The sequence below is a fragment of the Methanobrevibacter sp. genome (assembly GCF_045220775.1).
Lineage (GTDB): Archaea > Methanobacteriota > Methanobacteria > Methanobacteriales > Methanobacteriaceae > Methanocatella.
In genome coordinates this window covers 1-17,801 of sequence record NZ_JBGUWC010000100.1, presented here as the reverse complement: position 1 = coordinate 17,801, position 17,801 = coordinate 1, and the positions used below count along the sequence as shown (strand labels likewise).

The window sequence follows — 17,801 nt, the reverse complement described above, 5'->3', positions numbered from 1 at the left end:
TCACCTAAAGTTAACAATCTTAATTGCATGAAGCGGACAAATTGCCTCACAGGTTCTGCAGTAAATACATTTTTCACTATCAAAGTCTATTTTATCACCATTCAAAGACAATGCGTCAACCGGACAATTCTTTACACATATCGCACAAGCTTGACACTTGTTATCTGAAAGTGAAAAGTCACCTAGTCTTTGTTTGTATAAATAAGACCTAGCATAATACAAGTCCATATCTTTACTGTAGAAATAATCATCATATGCGCCAATTGCATCAAATTGGCATTGTTCCACACATTTACCGCAGTATACACAATTGTCTTTAATAGTTATCGGATTTGGACCGTTCAATTGGATTGCACCTACTGGACATGCATTAAAACAATCCCCACAACCCATACATTTGTTTCCATAGACTTCAATGTTTCTGTCCATCAAATAAGATCCAAATAATTTTGTAAACTTATCTACTTCAATATTAGAATCGATACTGACTTTTAATTCACTTTCCATAGCGTCGTTTACCTTGTATTCAATGAAATTCTCAAAGCTTTGATCGTCAAATTCTAAAGCTGTGGATTTAGCTACCTTCTCCAAAACCTTATTTAAGCTGATTAAATCAAGTGATAATACTTTAATATCATGATCGACAATTCCTGATACTATGTCAAAGGATTTGATTTCACTATACATCTTATAAGCCTTTTTACGTGAAGAGTATTTTATCGCACCGGAAGGGCAAGAATGCATACATTCCTCACATCTTGCACAGTAACCCGGATTAATATACGGCAACTTGTTTGTCCTTCCTACATTGATTGCGCCCATAGACGGACATACTCTTGTACAAGTCATGCATCCAATACATTTGTCTTGGTTAACAACAACTGCCTTACCTCCCTTAACAGTTTTAGGAAGCAATTGGCCGTATTTGATTGCATCTGTCGGACATACTCTGAAACAATATCCGCATCTGACACATGTATCCTTGTCAATTTCACTGTGAGGTTCAGTTTTTCCATCGGCTACGATATGTATTGAACCGTTTTTACATGCCTGAACACATGCCCCACATGCTTTACATAATTTTACATTAATGTTAGGAACATTTTCCTTGATTGGTGGATCCATATGCACATCTAGTGAGATTGCATCATCTGGGCAAGCATTACGACATAATACACAACCAAAGCAAGTATTTCTAATTTTAATTAAACCATCCTCTTTATCCATATATATTGCATCAATAGGACATGAATTAAGACATGGCTTATCCTTACAGTCTGCACATCTGGTTTGATCTATTACGTAATCAACATCCACATGTCTTAATGGTCTTGGTGTTTTAGTATAACTATCAATCATAACACTCACTCCAAAATATCCTCATTTAAGTTAGATGCCTTTACGGTAACATGAATGTTTTCACCATCATCAAGTATGAATTTGGCAATGAAATACTTGATTACTGAAAATGGACAGGTTTGGTAACAAATGCTGCAACGTAAACATCTATCCTTGTTTCTAACAATCGTATCATTTTCTTCATCAAAGGAAATACATTTTGTTGGACAATCTGTGATACATAATTGGCATTTTTCACATCTGTCCTTATCCCAATCGATTACCCTAATTTTAAGCCTGTTTACGGCATTAGTAATGATTTCTCTTGCGATTTCATCATCCGGAATTATTTTCAGTGCATCATCCCAGATTTCAGAAAGAGGCACATCATATTGTAAAAGTCCATCTTTTTCAAGAGCCCTCAAATCTTCTTCCTGATTATTAATGAATTCTTCAAGATGATTTACACATAAAAGGATTAAATCTTTTTGATCTTGTAAATTTTCAACAAATACTCCTTTCATTGCACCATTAACCGGACAAATCTCCAAACAATCCCCACATGAAATACAATTAAGCTGATCTACAACAATCTTTCCGTCAATTTCGCTAATTGCATCAACAGGGCATTGTTTTAAACATTTTTTACATTTAAGACATAAATAATCATCAACGATGTATTGTCTTTTTGAAGGGATAATATTGAATTCAGGCAAAATTAAGTGATTCATACCACATTCCAAAGTCTTTGGGTCAGTTGGGCAAACCTCCGCACAAAATCCACAACGGATACATGCACCCGGAGTGATAACCGGATATGTCAATCCTTCCCCAGTTTCATCATCCTTTTCCCTGACGATTTTTATCGCATTTGGAGATGGACATGAAACTGTACATGCACCACAACCTATACAATATTCTTTATTGACTTTTGGGAAATCTCTGAATCTTTCAGGTTTTTCAGCGATTTCAGGATCAGTTTTTGCATCTGCAAATGCATCTGCCCATGCTTTTCTTGCAAAATCAAAGATATACCACATTAGAGATGTCATCTATTTCACCCCATACAAGTCTTTGATTGTGGTTTTTCCATGCTCATTGGTAATTGCTACCCTTTCAGCGCATGCAACACAAGGATCGCATGAAGCATAAGTGGAAACAGCATCTGCAACTGTTGGAACGTCACGAATCATGTATTTTGCACATGCGTCCATATTGGAAATACTTGGAGTCCTAATGGAAATATTCTTGATTAAAGTACCGTTAGTTTCAATCATATAAGTTACTTCACCACGAGGAGCTTCATTTTTACGCATTGCATAACCTGATTTCAAATCAACAGGAGTACGAACTTCACCATCAGGTATATTTTCAATAGCTTGTCTGACTAAACTAATGGATTCTGGAATTTCATCAAATCTAGTCATTGTCCTTGCGTAGTTATCTCCTTCGCTTCTCCTAATTACCTTGAAGTCGAAATAATCGTCATATGTGTAATGGCCGTTTCTATAATCTTCCTTAACGCCAGAAGCCCTTCCGATTGGACCTACGGCACGTCCTTTAATGGCTTCTTTTTTAGTCATTAGACCTATTCCTTTACATCTTAGCGCTAAAGCAGGGCCTTCCGCAAATAATGAGCGAACAATTTCAAAACGGTCTTCTATTTTTTGAAGGTTTTCCAAAATAGGTTTGAAATGGCGTTCATCAGCATCCATTCTAACACCACCAACCACATTCCATCCCATATTGACCCTATTCCCTGTCAATAGCTCGATTGAATCCATTGCATACTCCCTTAACTCCAAAACATGCATGAATAATGTTTCATGATCCATTGATTTGAAGAATGTAGAGTTTGCAAGCAAGTGACTTTGGATTCTATCCAGTTCATTTGTAATGACTCTTAAGAATTGAGCTCTAGGCGGAACATCAACATCAGAAATTTGTTCAATGGTTTCAGCGAATGTTTGGGTGTGTTCATATGAACAGATACCACATACACGTTCTGAAAGATAAATTCCTTTCTGCCAAGTCTGACCTTCAATTATCTTTTCAATACCTCTGTGAACATAACCAAATTCAATTTCAGCTTTAACGACCCTTTCTCCTTCAGTGTGAAGTTTTAATCTGATAGGTTCTTTTAAAGCCGGATGAATTGGACCGATAGGTACTATCATTTTTGCTCCCTCCCACGATCAGCAATAGCTTGTGGCCCCACAGCCAAGATAGCTTCTAGAATTTCACTAGGTCTCGGTGGGCATCCTGGAATTGAAGCTGCAACCGGAATGAAATTGGATGCAGGTGCATGAACATGACCCCCCTCCTGATTAAACACATCCCCAGATACAGGACAATTTCCAACCGCTACGGCTATTTTAGGTTCAGGAGCCTTATCATATATCCTCTTTAAATTATCGACCCATTGTTCAGTAACTGCGCCAGTCAACAATAGGACATCAGCCTCCCTAGGATTATTGTGAACATAAATACCGTATTGCTCTAAATCATATCTTGGAGATAGTAATGCAACACATTCTACATCGCAACCGTTGCATCCGCCACAATTAACGATACAGACATGAATTGAGCTTTTTCTCACAACATCCTTAATAGCGTCTAACATTGTACTCCCTCTTTAATTTTGTAATATAATAAACATTAATATTTAGCTTCTCTCTTTAATATTTCAAATAACTCTAATTGGCCCTCTTTAAGTGCTTCTTCATAAGATTTGCCATTTTTAACTTCATTCACTAATTTCATTTTCAGTTCTCTACCTTCTTCAGGAGATATTACCTCCAAAGTGCCGATAAACCAGCACAATCTCAAATCGGCATTGAATTTTTGATACATGCAAATATCCTTTGCAGAATCAAATGTTCCATGTAATGCTTCTAAAGTTCCTAAATCGAATAAACTGAATAAAACATCTTCTAACTCCTCAACAGTACAATCGAAATCCTTGGAAAGTGGAACTACAACATCTCTCTGCCAAGCATAACTCTTGATTATTCTTTTTTGCATTACCCTTAATTTAGCGTCCTCATCCATTTCCATCACATCATAGTGCCGATATTAATTATAAAATATAAAATTATTGCTATAACCAAACCTAAAGCGGTTTCTTTTCTACCATATCCAGGTCTTTCTCCCATTACAAATCCAGCGAGGAGAAAACCGATTGCTGCTGAAATGACATTGCCTGAAACGAATGCCAAGCACCATCCAATTATTGCAATGACTGCCATAGGTATATTGAATTTAGTATCTGCAACAAATGGCTCGCCATGCTGTTTATAGCTGTAAAGCAATCCCAGAATGGAACCGACAACAAATGCAAGTATATAAATCATATAATCTAACATAATATCTCCTACATTGGTTTATAAAGCAATATAAATGAACAAATTATTGCTATGAATGTTATAATGAAACATGCCCTCTCTATATTTTCTATTTTATGTGAAAAGTTGCCTTTAGAGTATAGGATGAAAATTTCCAAGACAACTCCAATAATCACTATCGGAGCAAGGACTACTGAGTGGAATAGTGTTGCTAACAAACCGACAACAACAATTCCTAAAGCAACTAATGAAGTCAAATAGACAATTCCATCTTCACTGTTCATGCTACCACTCCTGTAAAGATCATTAATACTGTTCCAAAGAAGCATATGGCTCCAATGGTAATTTGAGTCATGACTGAATGATTTGGACTTAAAAGTGGAGTTGTTGCATTAATAAATCCAGTGATGAATGTAATCACAATCATTCCAATTAGATATCCTACTGCATCTAGCGGACCGAAGAATATTGTTAAGAATACCCAGAGCAGCACATACCATGCAACAGCTTCTGAAAACAACATGAATCCCCTTAAAACTCCGAAGTGTTCGGTTTCAAAACCGGAAATCAACACTTTGTCTTTTGTTATTGCAAATGGAGAATACGGGGACTTTGTAATAATCAGCATGAAAAACATCACTGCCGCAAGCGGAATTGTAAATGCCAAAGGACCGTGGATTGATTGGTAAGTAATTATTTCACCAATATTCATTGTGCCTGTAACCAAATAAACAAGAGCAATAGCTGCAAATAAAGGCAGTTCGGTTGCCGCTGAAAGTACAGCCCTTACACAACTTAATTTTCCATAAGGAGAACCTGAACTTGATCCCGCATTATGCTCAACAATCTTGTAAACCGCATAAACGCCGAACAGTATCAGTAATGAATCATGAGCAACAGGACCTACAATGACACCGACAATCCAAATCAAAGCCAATATGAATACGATGCCTATATAGAATACCTTAGATACTGTTTTTGGAATTGCAGTTTCCTTAAAGAAGAACTTTAATGAATGTATTAACTGTTGAACTATAGGTGGTCCTGGACGTTTTTGAACACGTGCCATAATTTTTCTATGCAATCCTAAAAGCAGGCTTCCTGCCAAGAATGCAATAATAACATTGATTAAAATATCTGCCATCAAATTCATAATACCACTCTAATACCCAGTAAATGGTTCTTTCACCCTCTCTTCTGCATCTTCAGGTTTTGGCTTGGCCATTGTCAATAAACCTAAAGACAAAATCCATAGCGGAATACCAAATATAGCTACTGCATAAACAATCCATGCCTCGAAGTCAATGACCAAACAGGCAAGAATAGCTATTGTTGATATTGCCAATAATACAATACACAGATTTTTTTGATTTACCATACTACCACTTACCACAATACCAATAACAAAATTTCAACAGCTCTTACAATAATGAACAAGGAACTCAAGTGAATGATAACAATGAATGGAGATCCTGCAGTCCTGAACATCTCTGCCTTGCTTGCAAAGAACGGTGCCACTCCGCTTTCACCTAAGATACCTATCAACATTAACACTGCACCGAAGACCACCATCGGACTTGCAGGCATTTGTGACAATACTGCAAGGGATAATGTACCTGTTGATGCAAGAATGATAGCCGCTCCACCAAACAACGGCAAACTGCACATCATAGCGATTAGACCATAATTGAATGCGGAATTCAACACGCTTGTTTGTTTAACAGCTGATACGATACCAATATTTAATATACCTACCAAAGCCATGAAGAGAGTAAAGTTGAATAAATCTCCTGTAATCATTGCTCCAGCAGATGCAATACCGCAAAGAACGGATAAGAATCTTCTTTGCTTAAATTCTTTCGGACCTACCTTTACTTCAGTATTATGCAAATAATGCATAGTAGCCTCTATTTGAGTTTCGGGTTTGCTTAATGCAATCAATGCAGTGAAACCCAGTAAAACTGCGAAAAGGAACAAATTGAAAGGTGTGAGATATAATACTATATCACCAAGCGGAATTGTTCCAAGCAACTGTCCTCCAAGTGTAACAAAATCCATTTTTCTCACCTACTCCTTATCAATGTCCTCTCTCATAAGCAGTCCAATAAGTCCTACTTTTGAAGCTACTTTCAGTAATAATCCACATGCCGCCAAGAATAGACTTAATAACCAGTATTGTGGAGTTACGAAGAATAACAGGAAACCTATTATCCATAAACACCATGCGATACCGGAAACGCCAGCAATGCCATCCAACATAAGTACTGGAAGTCCTCTAGCCTTTTTAGACAATGCATATAAAACGATTCCACCACCAGCTACTGCCCCTCCAGTAAAACCAGTCAGGAAAATACCGTAACCGATTAAGACCAATGCAATAAAGTTAGGAGCTGTATTTAAAATCTCCATATTCAATGCAAACGGCTGAGGGAACAATGAAGCTGAAGGAGACAGGTTCCTTCTTGGGTCATTTTCGATTATACGCATTTCTCGTGTAATCAGAATTTCAGAAATTGCCAAGGTTTCAGCAAGTTCGACAACCAAACCCGGCAAAATTAAAGCTTCTGCAAGGTCGGTTCCAACTGCAGAAACCACAAAAATCATAGCCAGACCAACCAAATCGGTCAGGATAAGTATATGAAGCTCTTCCTTTTTAAGTGCAATTGCCATGGTTGCAATAAAACCGACAATCAACCCTGCATAAATTGCAGGTAAATACATGCTTAAGAATGCTTCAGGAACAAAAGCGGGTGCAAATACCATCAATTATCCCTCCTTAACTGTTTTGATCTAGCTTTTGCGTCATTTGCATTTACTTCATTGGCTACTTTTGTGGAGTCTGAAATAGCCTTTTTAACATCCTGTTTGATTTCGTTTTTATCATTCTTTCTATTCATTGTATAGTTAACAGATAACCATGAAGCAATAATAAATGACATCATTAAGATTGAAGATTCAAGTATTGTATCAAAACCTCTTGTATAATACAATATTTCATCTATAAGTCCACCAGGAGATGAATAAATTGATGTACCAAAGTATGGGGATATTGAGGATACCCACTGTGCTAATGGTGACATATATCCTGTAATCATGCCCAAACTGGCTGCATTATCAGGATATTGAGGATTAATCTCACCCGGTTCGATTAAAACTTCACCACCCCTATCATAAGGAGCGATTGCCAAACCTTCATCGACTTGCTCTTGAGGAGCAGGCCTAATATATAATTGATCGGGATTTAAAGCCATAGGGACAATGAGACCGACAATTAAAATTATTCCTAAACAGAATGCGAAAAGGCGAGGAATGTTTTTAGGCTCAGCCAGCTTATTCCATAAAACTCCTATTCTCATACGTCTGCCCCCATTTCTTCCAAACGGATAATAGCTCTAAATAAGATTAAAGTAATAATGACTGTTGTTGCAAGCAATGTTAACAACGCTAAAACGTGGTTATAACATAATAAGACAAGGCAAACACCGATTGAAGCGACTTCAGTATTGATTGTTCTGATAATCGGGTCATTGACGCCAGGCCCCCAAGCGGTAGCGATAGCCCCTACAATCGCAAGGAATATTCCAAAGTAGAAGAATAATGAAACGCTAATCATTGACATCACCACTTGCAATCTTCTTTTTTCTAATTTCGTTAATTTTCACAATAGACAAAATAAATACTAATGTGGATAACGGACCTGCCAATGCTGCAAACATTGCTACATCCAGATATTTGAATAGGACAATTGCCAAAACAAATCCTGCATCAAGTATTGAAAACATTATGACCTTATCCAGCGGTTTTTTAAGCAATATTACACCTAATGTTCCGATAAGCATCAAGGCAATTGCAATTATTGATACGAAAGACTCCATTTTTCATCACTCCAGAAGTATTTCATCATCTAGTCTTTTTAAAGTGTAGGCAATTGCATTAGCACTGATTGTAGAACATATAAAGAATGCCGCTGCAACAAAAAGAGCAAATGGAGTATTAATCACCAACGCTATTAAAGCGGATACTCCAAATCCGATAACATTCAAATACAATAGTCTCTCAGCTCTATTTTTTGTCACTAAAGCCCTTAATGCTACGAATATGACTATGATACCAATAATTTCAACATACATATATAATCACTCCCCAGCATGCCTATTGAATTTCTTTGCGATTTTGCCTAAAACAATGGAAGCCTTGGCCTGATCAATACCCATTATTGTTAGAATCGCAATCACCATTCCAACAATGAACATTTCAGGTGTCATGCCTATAAATGAACAGACAAATATGATGGCTGTTGCTGTCAAACTTCCAGTAGTTCCGGCATATCCCGGATCGGCACATAACCTGTTTCCAATGAAAACAAAGAAAGCTGCAATTATTCCTCCAGGAATTCCTAAAAGCAAATATCCAATAGAAGCTAATAATGTACCAGCAGATGCATCCGGAGAACATAAAATGTTTCCTTGGAAGAATCCACCAGCAATGTCTCCCCCTCTTTTTTCGACATCTTGTCCAATGTTTCTGGCTCCTCTAACGCCAGGTTGCTCGGGAAGTCCAAAATATGTATCTACAATTACAAAATTCAACCAACAAAGAATTGCGGCAATTATTATTCCAATTACCTCATTCATCTATACCCTCTCCATTATCTTCATCTAGAGGCTTTGGAAATACTAAATAGAATAGATATTTCACAAACAATGCAGATAAAACGCCAATAACAGCAGCCAAGACTAATCCGTTATAAACAAATGTATAATTTAAAACCAGAAATATTGAAAGAATACCAATAGCTATTATTGGAGTCGGATATATCGCACTTACATCAAATGAATACCTATATGGTTTGCTAGGCAATAATGGGATTTTCAAAGCTAATGCTACAAGTATTGCAACAAGAATAGCCACAATATATGCTAAAAGAATATCAAATGAACTAATAGCAATATTGTCAAGCCCAAACACATTACCATATGAAGCAAAAAATATGGTACTATCAACCAAATCAAACATATTATTAAGACTCCTCTTATATAAGTAATATTAATATGAAAATATATAAAGATTGTTACTTAAAAATTATTTAATAAAGCTTAATAATAATTTAAGTTGATTTTAAGTTACTTAATGAAAGATAAACCTGCTTTAATAAATTCAAAACTTATATTTATTGATTTCCATATTATAAACAAACTTTTAAAGGGAATGAAGCATCAATTAATGAAAATATTTTCATATTTAGAAGTAATACTTTAAGCAAATTTAAACATAGGAAATTTAAGAATAAGCAGAATAAAAAAGTTAAATTAAAAAAAGAGATAAATTAGTGGAATCCGCATCCACTACAAGTTTCACATTTTTCTTCCTCTAAAGGGTCATATTGCTTATCTTCCTGAAGAGTTGCTGAGATGAAATACTGATCAAATTCATCCTTACTTTTTAAAACAGGTGAAAGTCCTTTAAAATCACATTTGATATCTCCAGTTCCTCCAATATCAACCATGATTGGTTCACCCAGTTTAAACCTTTTGAAATATGATTCGACTTCATCTTTTAAAGCACCAGGCACTCTGAAATTAAAAGATAAAATATTATTTTCCTTCATTTTTAAACCGACATATTTCTGGTCGATTTCATAATGCAAACCCAATTGCTTTTTGAAAATAATGTTAGTACCGATTTCATTAGATACCATTTCTATAATCTCCTTGAATTATTAAATTAAAATTATAGTTTGAAATATTTAAAACTTTCCAAAAAATATCACAATCAAAAATTTTTATTTGAAAAAAATATAACGAATTATCACGATTTTTAATAAGATTTATATAATTTCAAATTCAAATTTATTATATGTTATAATACTTATAATATTATTATATAGTCAATTGAAAAAATAGGTGTTTTTTTATGAATGAATACAACAAAGATATTGGAAACAGAATTAGAGAATTGAGAGAACTTTCAGACATTACAATTAAAGAAATTGCAGACGCATTAAACATTACAGAAGAAACCTACATCCAATATGAAAACGCAGAAGTAGACATTCCTGCTAGTTTCTTATACGAACTCGCACATATTTTTAAAGTTGATTTAGGATTATTATTAACCGGTGAAGAAAGCAGAATGAATATTTTCGACATTACCCGTGCAAACAAAGGAGTTTCCGTTGACAGAAGTAAGGAATATACGCATGAAAACCTATGTTCAAATTTCATGCATAAAAAAGCTGAAACATTCCTTGTTACAGTTGATCCTGAAAAAAACCCTGTGCCTTCACTTAATTCACACCCAGGCCAGGAATTCAACTACGTGCTTGAAGGATCACTTAAAATTTACATCCACAATAACGAAATCGTATTGAACGAAGGAGACTGCATCTTCTTCGATTCCACACACAGGCATGCAATGGTAGCGCTGAACGATAAACCTGCTAAATTCTTAGCAGTAATCATATAATACTTACAGGAGATAATTAAATGACATCAGTTATAGGAGATTTTGTAGAGAGAGTTGAATTTAACTCGTATGAAGACTTTTTCAAAAATTTTAAGCTTAAATTTAATGATGACTTTAACTTTGGATTTGACGTTGTAGACAAATATGCTGAAATCGACCCGGATAAAATAGCTTTGATTTGGGTTAACGATGATGATGAGGAACACACATTCACATTCAAGGAAATGAAAGAATATTCAAACAGAACCGTTAATTTGCTTAAAAGGATAGGCGTCAAAAAAGGCGATAAGGTAATGCTTACCCTAAAAAACAGATACGAATGGTGGTTCTGTATGGTCGCATTGCACAAGCTTGGAGCGATAGCCATTCCTGCAACACACATGTTAAAGCTTCATGATATTGATTTCAGAATAAAGCAAGGAGACGTAACAGCAGTCATAACTGTTGAAGAAGACACATTACTTCCTGATTATGAAGAAGCTGAAAAAGGTCTCGATTGGGATTTGAAAAAGCTTGTAATCGAAACCGATAGAGATGGTTGGATTAACTTTAATAAGGCTATAAAAGAAGAAAGTCCTGTTTATGAAAGACCAGCGGGAGATGAAAATCCGATGGCTGATGAAGTGTTCTTAATCTACTTCACATCAGGAACCAGCGGACTTCCTAAAATGGTTGCTCACAAGCACACTTACGCATTAGGACACATTCCAACCGCAAAATACTGGCAGAATGTCGTGGAAGATGGAGTCCACCACACAGCATCAGACACCGGATGGGGAAAAGCAGTTTGGGGAAACATCTATGGCCAGTGGATTGCTGGAACTGCAATCTTCATTTATGATTATGTGAGATTCAACGGAATCAAGTTACTTGAAAAGATTATAGAAAACAAGGTAGATACATTCTGTGCTCCTCCGACCGTTTACAGATTCTTAATCAAAGAAAACATTGCAGGATATGACTTTTCAAACTTAAAATATGTTGCAACAGCTGGTGAACCGCTCCCTCCTGAAGTGTCTGAAAGGTTTTACGACATTGCAGGCTTGAGGATTAAAGAAGGATTCGGACAGACAGAAACCACATTATCAATAGGTACATTCATTTGGGTGGATGCTAAAGTCGGTTCAATCGGTAAGCCTTCTCCACTTTACAAATTAGAATTGCACGATGAAGAAGACAATCCTGTTGAAATTGGTGATGAAGGAGAGCTTTGTTTTGATATACGTGACGGCATTCCTCCAGGATTGTTCAAAGAATATGTTAAAGATCCAGTTAAACAGGCTGAGCAGGTCCATGACGGATTCTACCACTGCGGAGATACCGCTTGGGTGGATGAAGACGGATACGTCCACTTTGTCGGAAGAAACGATGACATAATCAAATCTTCAGGATACCGTATCGGACCGTACGAAGTGGAAAGTGCAGTACTTTCCCACGAAGCAGTACGCCACTGTGCAATTACCGCTTATCCTGATGATGTAAGAGGTCAAATCGTAAAGGCAACAATTGTCTTGCAGCCTGACTTCGAGCCATCAGATTCACTTACTAAAGACATTCAGAATCATGTTAAAAGAGTAACAGCTCCTTATAAATATCCAAGGATGGTTGAATATGCGGATTCACTTCCAGAAACCATCAGCGGTAAAACAAGGAGAGTAGAAATTAGAGAAAACGACCAAAAAAAATTTAATTAGATGATATAAATGACAGAAGAGATATCTTATCCAGTTATCAATAAAGAGATTTGTAAAGGATGTAAAAGATGTATAATTGGATGTCCTCAAAATGCAATATTACTTTCAGATGACATGAACGACGCAGGATATCAATTTGCTTATTATAGTGGAAACGGTTGTACAGGATGTAAAGATTGCTACTTTACTTGTCCAGAGCCGTTAGCCTTAGAAGTACATCAATACAAGAAAATAGTTAATGATTCAGTTGCAAAAATGATTAAGGCAAAAGTAGCTAATCAAGGGGGAGAGTAAATGAGTAATCAAATGGTAAAGGGAAATACTGCAGTTATCATTGGTGCAATGTATGCAGGCTGTGATTGTTTCTTTGGATACCCAATTACTCCTGCAAGCGAAATCTTACATGAAGCATCAAAATACTTCCCGATGGTTGGAAGAAACTTTGTTCAAGCTGAAAGTGAAGAGGCTTCCATTAATATGGTTTATGGTGCATCAGGAACCGGTCACAGAGTAATGACCTCCTCATCAGGACCTGGAATAAGCCTGATGCAGGAAGGATTCACATTCCTCGCAGGTGCAGAACTGCCTGCAGTTATCGTTGATATCATGAGAGCAGGACCTGGACTCGGTAACATCGGCCCTGAACAAGGAGACTACAATCAAATCGTTAAAGGTGGAGGTCACGGAAACTATAAAAACATAGTTTTAGCTCCAAACAGCGTTCAGGAAATGTGTGATTTGACAATGAAAGCATTTGAGCTTGCAGACAAATGGAGAAACCCTGTAGTTGTTTTGGCTGACGGTACTTTAGGTCAAATGGCAGAACCGTTAGTGTTCCCTGAAAAAGCAATTGAGCCAAAAGATGATAAGCCTTGGGCAGTCAAAGGAACCAAAGAGACCATGGACAATCTCATCACTTCAATTTTCAATGACTTTAACGATTTGGAAGACTTCAACTTCAAGCTTCAGGAAAAATATGCCAAAATTGAAGCTGAAGAAGTCATTTATGAGGAATACCAAGTTGAAGATGCAGACATCGTTTTGGTATCATTCGGTATCAGCTCAAGGATTGCAAGATCAGCTGTAGACAAATCACGTGAAAAAGGCATAAAAGTTGGACTTTTAAGGCCTATCACATTATCACCTTTCCCAGTTGAGAGAATCAAGGAATTGTCCGACAAAGGAGTAAGCTTCATATCAGTTGAAATGAGCAACGGCCAATTGTTGGCTGATGTCCAGTTTGCGGCATTAAGAAAAGAAGACACCCACTTGGTAAACAGAATGGGTGGAAACCTAATTGAACTAAAACAGATACTTGCTAAAATTTATGAAATAGCTGGCCTTGAAGATGAAGATATAGACTTGTCAAAAAGAAGTGAAGAAAAGGCTAGTCCAAATATTATTGATTAGGGATGTGGAAAGATGAGTGACAATGAAAATAAAGATTATGAATTACAAGTACGTAGAAATCCACAATCTCTTTTAGAAGAATATCCTAGGAAAGGAACCAATATTCAATCTACTCACTACTGTGCTGGTTGTGGACATGGAATTTTACATAAATTGATTGCTGAATGTATGGATGAGCTTGGAATCCAAGAAAGATGCGTAATGATTTCCCCAGTTGGATGCTCAGTATACGCATATTTCTATTTCAACTGTGGAAACTTCCAGACTGCTCACGGAAGAGCACCTGCAGTTGCTACCGGTATTTCAAGAGCTCAAGACAATGCAATCGTAATGAGCTATCAAGGAGACGGGGATTTAGCTTCAATCGGTTTGAACGAAACCTTGCAAGCGGCTAACCGTGGAGAAAAAATGGCAGTATTTTTCGTAAACAATACCGTTTACGGAATGACAGGCGGACAGATGGCTCCGACAACATTGATTGGAGAAAAGACAGTTACCTGCCAAACAGGTAGAGATCCTAACTTCACAGGACACCCTACCCACATGTGCGAGCTAATCAATACCTTAAAAGCACCTGTTTTCATTGAAAGGGTTTCCCTTGCAAACCCATTGAAAATCAGACTTGCAAAATACGCAATCAAACAGGCATTGACCGTTCAAAAAGAAGGAAAAGGATACTCATTCGTTGAAGTACTATCACCTTGCCCTACCAACTTAAAACAGGACGTTGTCAGCGCTCAAAAATTCATTGAAGAGCAAATGGAAAAAGAGTTCCCTGTTAAAAACTTCAGGAATAACCTATACACTAAAGAACCTGTAGAAAGACCTGTCAGTGACTTTTCAACTGAATCTTTAGATAAGATATTCAACGTTAACAGAAACGATGATTCAGGTTACGTCATTGACGAAAACATGACTCCTACAAGCATCAAGGTTTCAGGATTCGGTGGTCAGGGAGTCTTAAGTGCAGGACTTACAATTGCTCAAGCAGCATGTGCTGAAGGAAAGCATGTTTCATGGTATCCGAGCTACGGACCGGAACAGAGAGGGGGAAAATCAAACTGTTCTGTAGTAATATCCAATGAAACAATCGGAACACCAGTAGTTGATGACATTGACATTCTTATTGCTTTAAACAAACCGTCTTTAGAACAGTTCTCACAGGACGTTAAAGATGGCGGTACAATACTTTACGATTCAAAAATCGGCGAATTTGAAACTGATAGAAATATTAAAGTTATTGCAATGCCTTGTGTTGACATTGCAGAAGAGCATGGAAATGCAAGAACTGCAAACACAGCGCTTTTAGGTGCATTAACTGAATTGACTGACGTTTTAAAACGTGAATCTTATGAAAACGCTATTCGTGAAATGTTTGCATCCAAACCAAAAGTGATTGGAGTAAACATTGAAGTTCTCGAAGCAGGAGCCGAATGGTTAAAAAACAATTCATAGTGTGATTTAATGACATACAAAGAAATTTCTCAAAGTTACTTGGAAAATTACGGATTAGGTATTGGAGATACCATCAAGGTGCACAAAGAGGACATCTCCTATACCGGTATCTTGCTTGACCGACCTGAAGATGCCGATGACGGATATCTGGTTTTGAAATTATCAAGCGGTTACAACATAGGAGTGGCTATTGAAAACACTACCTGCGAGCTAATCGAAAAAGGGGATAAGCCAAAGATAGGTTATGATGAGACTGAAATCCCTCATGACGAATCAAAGCAGAACATTTCAATCGTGTCAACCGGTGGTACAGTATCATCCGTTATCGATTACAGAACCGGAGCGGTGCATCCTAAATTTACTGCATCTGATCTTGTAAAAGCCAACCCAGAATTACTTGATTATGCAAACTACAACGTTAAAGCATTATACAACATTTTAAGTGAAGATATGAAACCTGAATACTGGGTAAAAGCTGCCGAAGAAATAGCTAATGACATTTCCAACGGTGCAGACGGTGTTGTAATAGCTCACGGTACAGATACAATGCACTATACATCAGCGGCTTTGAGCTTTATGGTAAAAACACCGGTTCCAATCATTATTACCGGTGCTCAGAGAAGTTCCGACAGGCCTTCAAGCGATGCCAACATTAACCTGATTGATTCTGTAGTCGCTGCCAAATCCGACATTGCAGAAGTTTGCGTCTGTATGCACGGAAGCTTGAATGATGAGTACACTTACCTTCACAAAGGAACCAAGGTAAGAAAGATGCACACTTCAAGAAGGGACACTTTCAGAAGCATCAACGCTCAGCCAATAGCTAAAATCCAAAACAAGAAAGTCAACATCAATCCTGAATATGACTACATAAAACGTGGAACTCAGGAAATTGAGCTGAATACCGCCATTGAAGACAAGGTTGGATTTATAAAAAGCTTTCCTGGAATTTCTACTGATTACATTGACTATCACATTGATAAAGGTTATAAAGGTCTTGTCATTGAAGGAACCGGTCTTGGACATGTTCCAAATGACATGATTGACTCATTGAAAAGAGCACAGGACGAAAGCATTCCTGTCATCATGACTTCACAATGCCTTTACGGAAGAGTGAACATGAACGTTTACTCAACCGGACGTAACATTCTTGATGCTGGAGTGATTTCCGGATTGGATATGACTCCTGAAACAACTTATGTCAAATTGTGCTGGGCATTAGGTCAAAGCGACGATTACGATAAGGTAAAAGAGATTATGCAAACAAATGTTGCAGGTGAATTCGGTAAAAAATCTTCAATTAAGGATTTCTTAAATTAAGGTGGTTATGATGGATTACGAAAAATTAGGATTAAAAATGGGAATTGAAATTCACCAGCAATTGAACAGTGAGCATAAGTTGTTCTGTCCATGCAAGACAGAACTTGTTGATGATGATTTTGATGAACTGATTCAAAGAAAATTAAGACCAACCCAATCAGAGCTTGGAGAAATCGACAGGGCCGCACTTCAGGAATCCTTGAGAGGATTGAACTTCAAGTATGAAAACTTTAAAAAGCACACCTGTCTTGTTGAAAACGACGATGAACCACCTCACAGCCTGAATGAAGAAGCCCTTGACATATGTATTACCATTGCATGTCTGATGAACATGCACATTGTCGATGAATTCCATACAATGAGAAAGCAGGTAATTGACGGAAGTAATACAGGAGGATTTCAAAGAACAGGAATGGTTGCAACCGACGGTTACTTAGACACTCCCTATGGAAGAGTTGTAATCGAAAGTTTAGGTCTTGAAGAGGATGCTGCAAGAAGAGTTGAAACCAAAGACGGATTTACCGAATTCAGACTGGACAGATTAGGTATCCCCCTTGCAGAAATCACAACAGACCCTTCAATGCACCACCCTGATCAGGTAAGGGAAGTCGCATATATGCTCGGCCAAATCTTGAGAAGTACCAACGTCAAAAGAGGTCTTGGAACAATCAGGCAGGACTTGAACATCTCCATTGCCGAAGGTGCACGTGTGGAAATCAAAGGTGTTCAGGACTTGGATTTGATGGCTGAAATCGTAAACCGTGAAGTTGAAAGG

The 17,801-nt window shown here is 37.2% G+C and carries 25 protein-coding genes; 7 read left to right on the top strand and 18 right to left on the bottom strand.

The window, feature by feature from the left end; translation table 11 throughout:
• The 18 genes from ACJROP_RS06230 to ACJROP_RS06145 form a co-directional block, all read right to left on the bottom strand.
• Positions 1 to 1,368 carry a 4Fe-4S binding protein gene (locus ACJROP_RS06230; RefSeq protein WP_406534619.1) on the bottom strand — a complete coding sequence of 456 codons (1,368 nt, stop codon included), beginning with the start codon at positions 1,366 to 1,368 and terminating at the stop codon, positions 1 to 3.
• Complete coding sequence (locus ACJROP_RS06225) at positions 1,365 to 2,390, bottom strand: 4Fe-4S binding protein (protein ID WP_406534618.1); 1,026 nt, start codon at positions 2,388 to 2,390, stop codon at positions 1,365 to 1,367. Before ACJROP_RS06225 ends, ACJROP_RS06230 begins: the two co-directional genes overlap by 4 nt.
• Positions 2,391 to 3,515: a nickel-dependent hydrogenase large subunit gene (locus ACJROP_RS06220; RefSeq protein WP_406534617.1), complete on the bottom strand. Its 1,125-nt coding sequence runs from the start codon at positions 3,513 to 3,515 to the stop codon at positions 2,391 to 2,393.
• Complete coding sequence (locus tag ACJROP_RS06215) at positions 3,512 to 3,961, bottom strand: NADH-quinone oxidoreductase subunit B family protein (protein ID WP_405267156.1); 450 nt, start codon at positions 3,959 to 3,961, stop codon at positions 3,512 to 3,514. Before ACJROP_RS06215 ends, ACJROP_RS06220 begins: the two co-directional genes overlap by 4 nt.
• Before the next feature lie 35 nt (positions 3,962 to 3,996).
• Positions 3,997 to 4,389, bottom strand: a complete 393-nt coding sequence (locus ACJROP_RS06210; RefSeq protein WP_406534616.1) for a DUF1959 family protein — start codon at positions 4,387 to 4,389, stop codon at positions 3,997 to 3,999.
• Positions 4,390 to 4,394: 5 nt separating this feature from the next.
• Positions 4,395 to 4,703, bottom strand: a complete 309-nt coding sequence (locus ACJROP_RS06205; RefSeq protein ID WP_406534615.1) for an energy-converting hydrogenase subunit EhaL family protein — start codon at positions 4,701 to 4,703, stop codon at positions 4,395 to 4,397.
• Positions 4,704 to 4,711: 8 nt separating this feature from the next.
• Positions 4,712 to 4,966, bottom strand: coding sequence for a hypothetical protein (locus tag ACJROP_RS06200; protein WP_406534614.1), 255 nt, complete (start codon positions 4,964 to 4,966; stop codon positions 4,712 to 4,714).
• On the bottom strand, positions 4,963 to 5,835 hold the full coding sequence (locus ACJROP_RS06195; RefSeq protein WP_406534613.1) for a respiratory chain complex I subunit 1 family protein: 873 nt from the start codon (positions 5,833 to 5,835) through the stop codon (positions 4,963 to 4,965). The genes ACJROP_RS06200 and ACJROP_RS06195 overlap by 4 nt, the downstream gene beginning before the upstream one ends.
• A gap of 9 nt (positions 5,836 to 5,844) precedes the next feature.
• The gene (locus tag ACJROP_RS06190; RefSeq protein WP_406534612.1) at positions 5,845 to 6,060 is read right to left on the bottom strand and encodes a DUF788 domain-containing protein; all 216 of its coding nucleotides are present in this window, start codon (positions 6,058 to 6,060) and stop codon (positions 5,845 to 5,847) included.
• Positions 6,061 to 6,068: 8 nt separating this feature from the next.
• The gene (locus ACJROP_RS06185; protein ID WP_406534611.1) at positions 6,069 to 6,740 is read right to left on the bottom strand and encodes a hypothetical protein; all 672 of its coding nucleotides are present in this window, start codon (positions 6,738 to 6,740) and stop codon (positions 6,069 to 6,071) included.
• A 9-nt stretch (positions 6,741 to 6,749) separates the two neighbouring features.
• A complete protein-coding gene (locus ACJROP_RS06180) occupies positions 6,750 to 7,445 on the bottom strand; it encodes an EhaG family protein (protein ID WP_406534610.1) in 696 nt (231 codons plus the stop codon).
• Positions 7,445 to 8,038 (bottom strand): EhaF family protein, encoded by a 594-nt coding sequence (locus ACJROP_RS06175; protein ID WP_406534609.1) that lies wholly within the window; start codon positions 8,036 to 8,038, stop codon positions 7,445 to 7,447. Before ACJROP_RS06175 ends, ACJROP_RS06180 begins: the two co-directional genes overlap by 1 nt.
• Positions 8,035 to 8,295, bottom strand: a complete 261-nt coding sequence (locus ACJROP_RS06170; protein ID WP_406534608.1) for a DUF2107 family protein — start codon at positions 8,293 to 8,295, stop codon at positions 8,035 to 8,037. The genes ACJROP_RS06175 and ACJROP_RS06170 overlap by 4 nt, the downstream gene beginning before the upstream one ends.
• Positions 8,288 to 8,557, bottom strand: coding sequence for a DUF2108 domain-containing protein (locus ACJROP_RS06165; protein ID WP_406534607.1), 270 nt, complete (start codon positions 8,555 to 8,557; stop codon positions 8,288 to 8,290). Before ACJROP_RS06165 ends, ACJROP_RS06170 begins: the two co-directional genes overlap by 8 nt.
• A gap of 6 nt (positions 8,558 to 8,563) precedes the next feature.
• The gene (locus ACJROP_RS06160; RefSeq protein ID WP_406534606.1) at positions 8,564 to 8,812 is read right to left on the bottom strand and encodes a DUF2109 family protein; all 249 of its coding nucleotides are present in this window, start codon (positions 8,810 to 8,812) and stop codon (positions 8,564 to 8,566) included.
• A gap of 6 nt (positions 8,813 to 8,818) precedes the next feature.
• A complete protein-coding gene (locus tag ACJROP_RS06155; protein WP_406534605.1) occupies positions 8,819 to 9,316 on the bottom strand; it encodes a hypothetical protein in 498 nt (165 codons plus the stop codon).
• Positions 9,309 to 9,698, bottom strand: coding sequence for an energy-converting hydrogenase A subunit A EhaA (locus ACJROP_RS06150; RefSeq protein WP_406534604.1), 390 nt, complete (start codon positions 9,696 to 9,698; stop codon positions 9,309 to 9,311). Before ACJROP_RS06150 ends, ACJROP_RS06155 begins: the two co-directional genes overlap by 8 nt.
• Positions 9,699 to 10,008: 310 nt before the next feature.
• Positions 10,009 to 10,380 carry a hypothetical protein gene (locus tag ACJROP_RS06145; RefSeq protein WP_406534603.1) on the bottom strand — a complete coding sequence of 124 codons (372 nt, stop codon included), beginning with the start codon at positions 10,378 to 10,380 and terminating at the stop codon, positions 10,009 to 10,011.
• 215 nt (positions 10,381 to 10,595) lie between these two features.
• Between ACJROP_RS06145 and ACJROP_RS06140 the strand changes: the two genes are divergently transcribed.
• The 7 genes from ACJROP_RS06140 to gatE form a co-directional block, all read left to right on the top strand.
• The gene (locus ACJROP_RS06140; RefSeq protein WP_406534602.1) at positions 10,596 to 11,147 is read left to right on the top strand and encodes a helix-turn-helix domain-containing protein; all 552 of its coding nucleotides are present in this window, start codon (positions 10,596 to 10,598) and stop codon (positions 11,145 to 11,147) included.
• Positions 11,148 to 11,167: 20 nt separating this feature from the next.
• On the top strand, positions 11,168 to 12,841 hold the full coding sequence (locus tag ACJROP_RS06135) for an AMP-binding protein (RefSeq protein ID WP_406534601.1): 1,674 nt from the start codon (positions 11,168 to 11,170) through the stop codon (positions 12,839 to 12,841).
• 9 nt (positions 12,842 to 12,850) lie between these two features.
• Positions 12,851 to 13,135: a 4Fe-4S dicluster domain-containing protein gene (locus ACJROP_RS06130; RefSeq protein WP_406534600.1), complete on the top strand. Its 285-nt coding sequence runs from the start codon at positions 12,851 to 12,853 to the stop codon at positions 13,133 to 13,135.
• Positions 13,136 to 14,251: a 3-methyl-2-oxobutanoate dehydrogenase subunit VorB gene (locus tag ACJROP_RS06125; protein WP_406534599.1), complete on the top strand. Its 1,116-nt coding sequence runs from the start codon at positions 13,136 to 13,138 to the stop codon at positions 14,249 to 14,251. It abuts the gene before it with no gap.
• A 12-nt stretch (positions 14,252 to 14,263) separates the two neighbouring features.
• The gene (locus ACJROP_RS06120; RefSeq protein ID WP_406534598.1) at positions 14,264 to 15,706 is read left to right on the top strand and encodes a 2-oxoacid:acceptor oxidoreductase family protein; all 1,443 of its coding nucleotides are present in this window, start codon (positions 14,264 to 14,266) and stop codon (positions 15,704 to 15,706) included.
• A 9-nt stretch (positions 15,707 to 15,715) separates the two neighbouring features.
• Positions 15,716 to 17,026 carry a Glu-tRNA(Gln) amidotransferase subunit GatD gene (gene gatD / locus ACJROP_RS06115; RefSeq protein ID WP_406534597.1) on the top strand — a complete coding sequence of 437 codons (1,311 nt, stop codon included), beginning with the start codon at positions 15,716 to 15,718 and terminating at the stop codon, positions 17,024 to 17,026.
• Positions 17,027 to 17,036: 10 nt separating this feature from the next.
• The coding region (gatE, locus tag ACJROP_RS06110) for a Glu-tRNA(Gln) amidotransferase subunit GatE (protein WP_406534596.1) at positions 17,037 to 17,801 on the top strand (765 nt) is incomplete at its 3' end.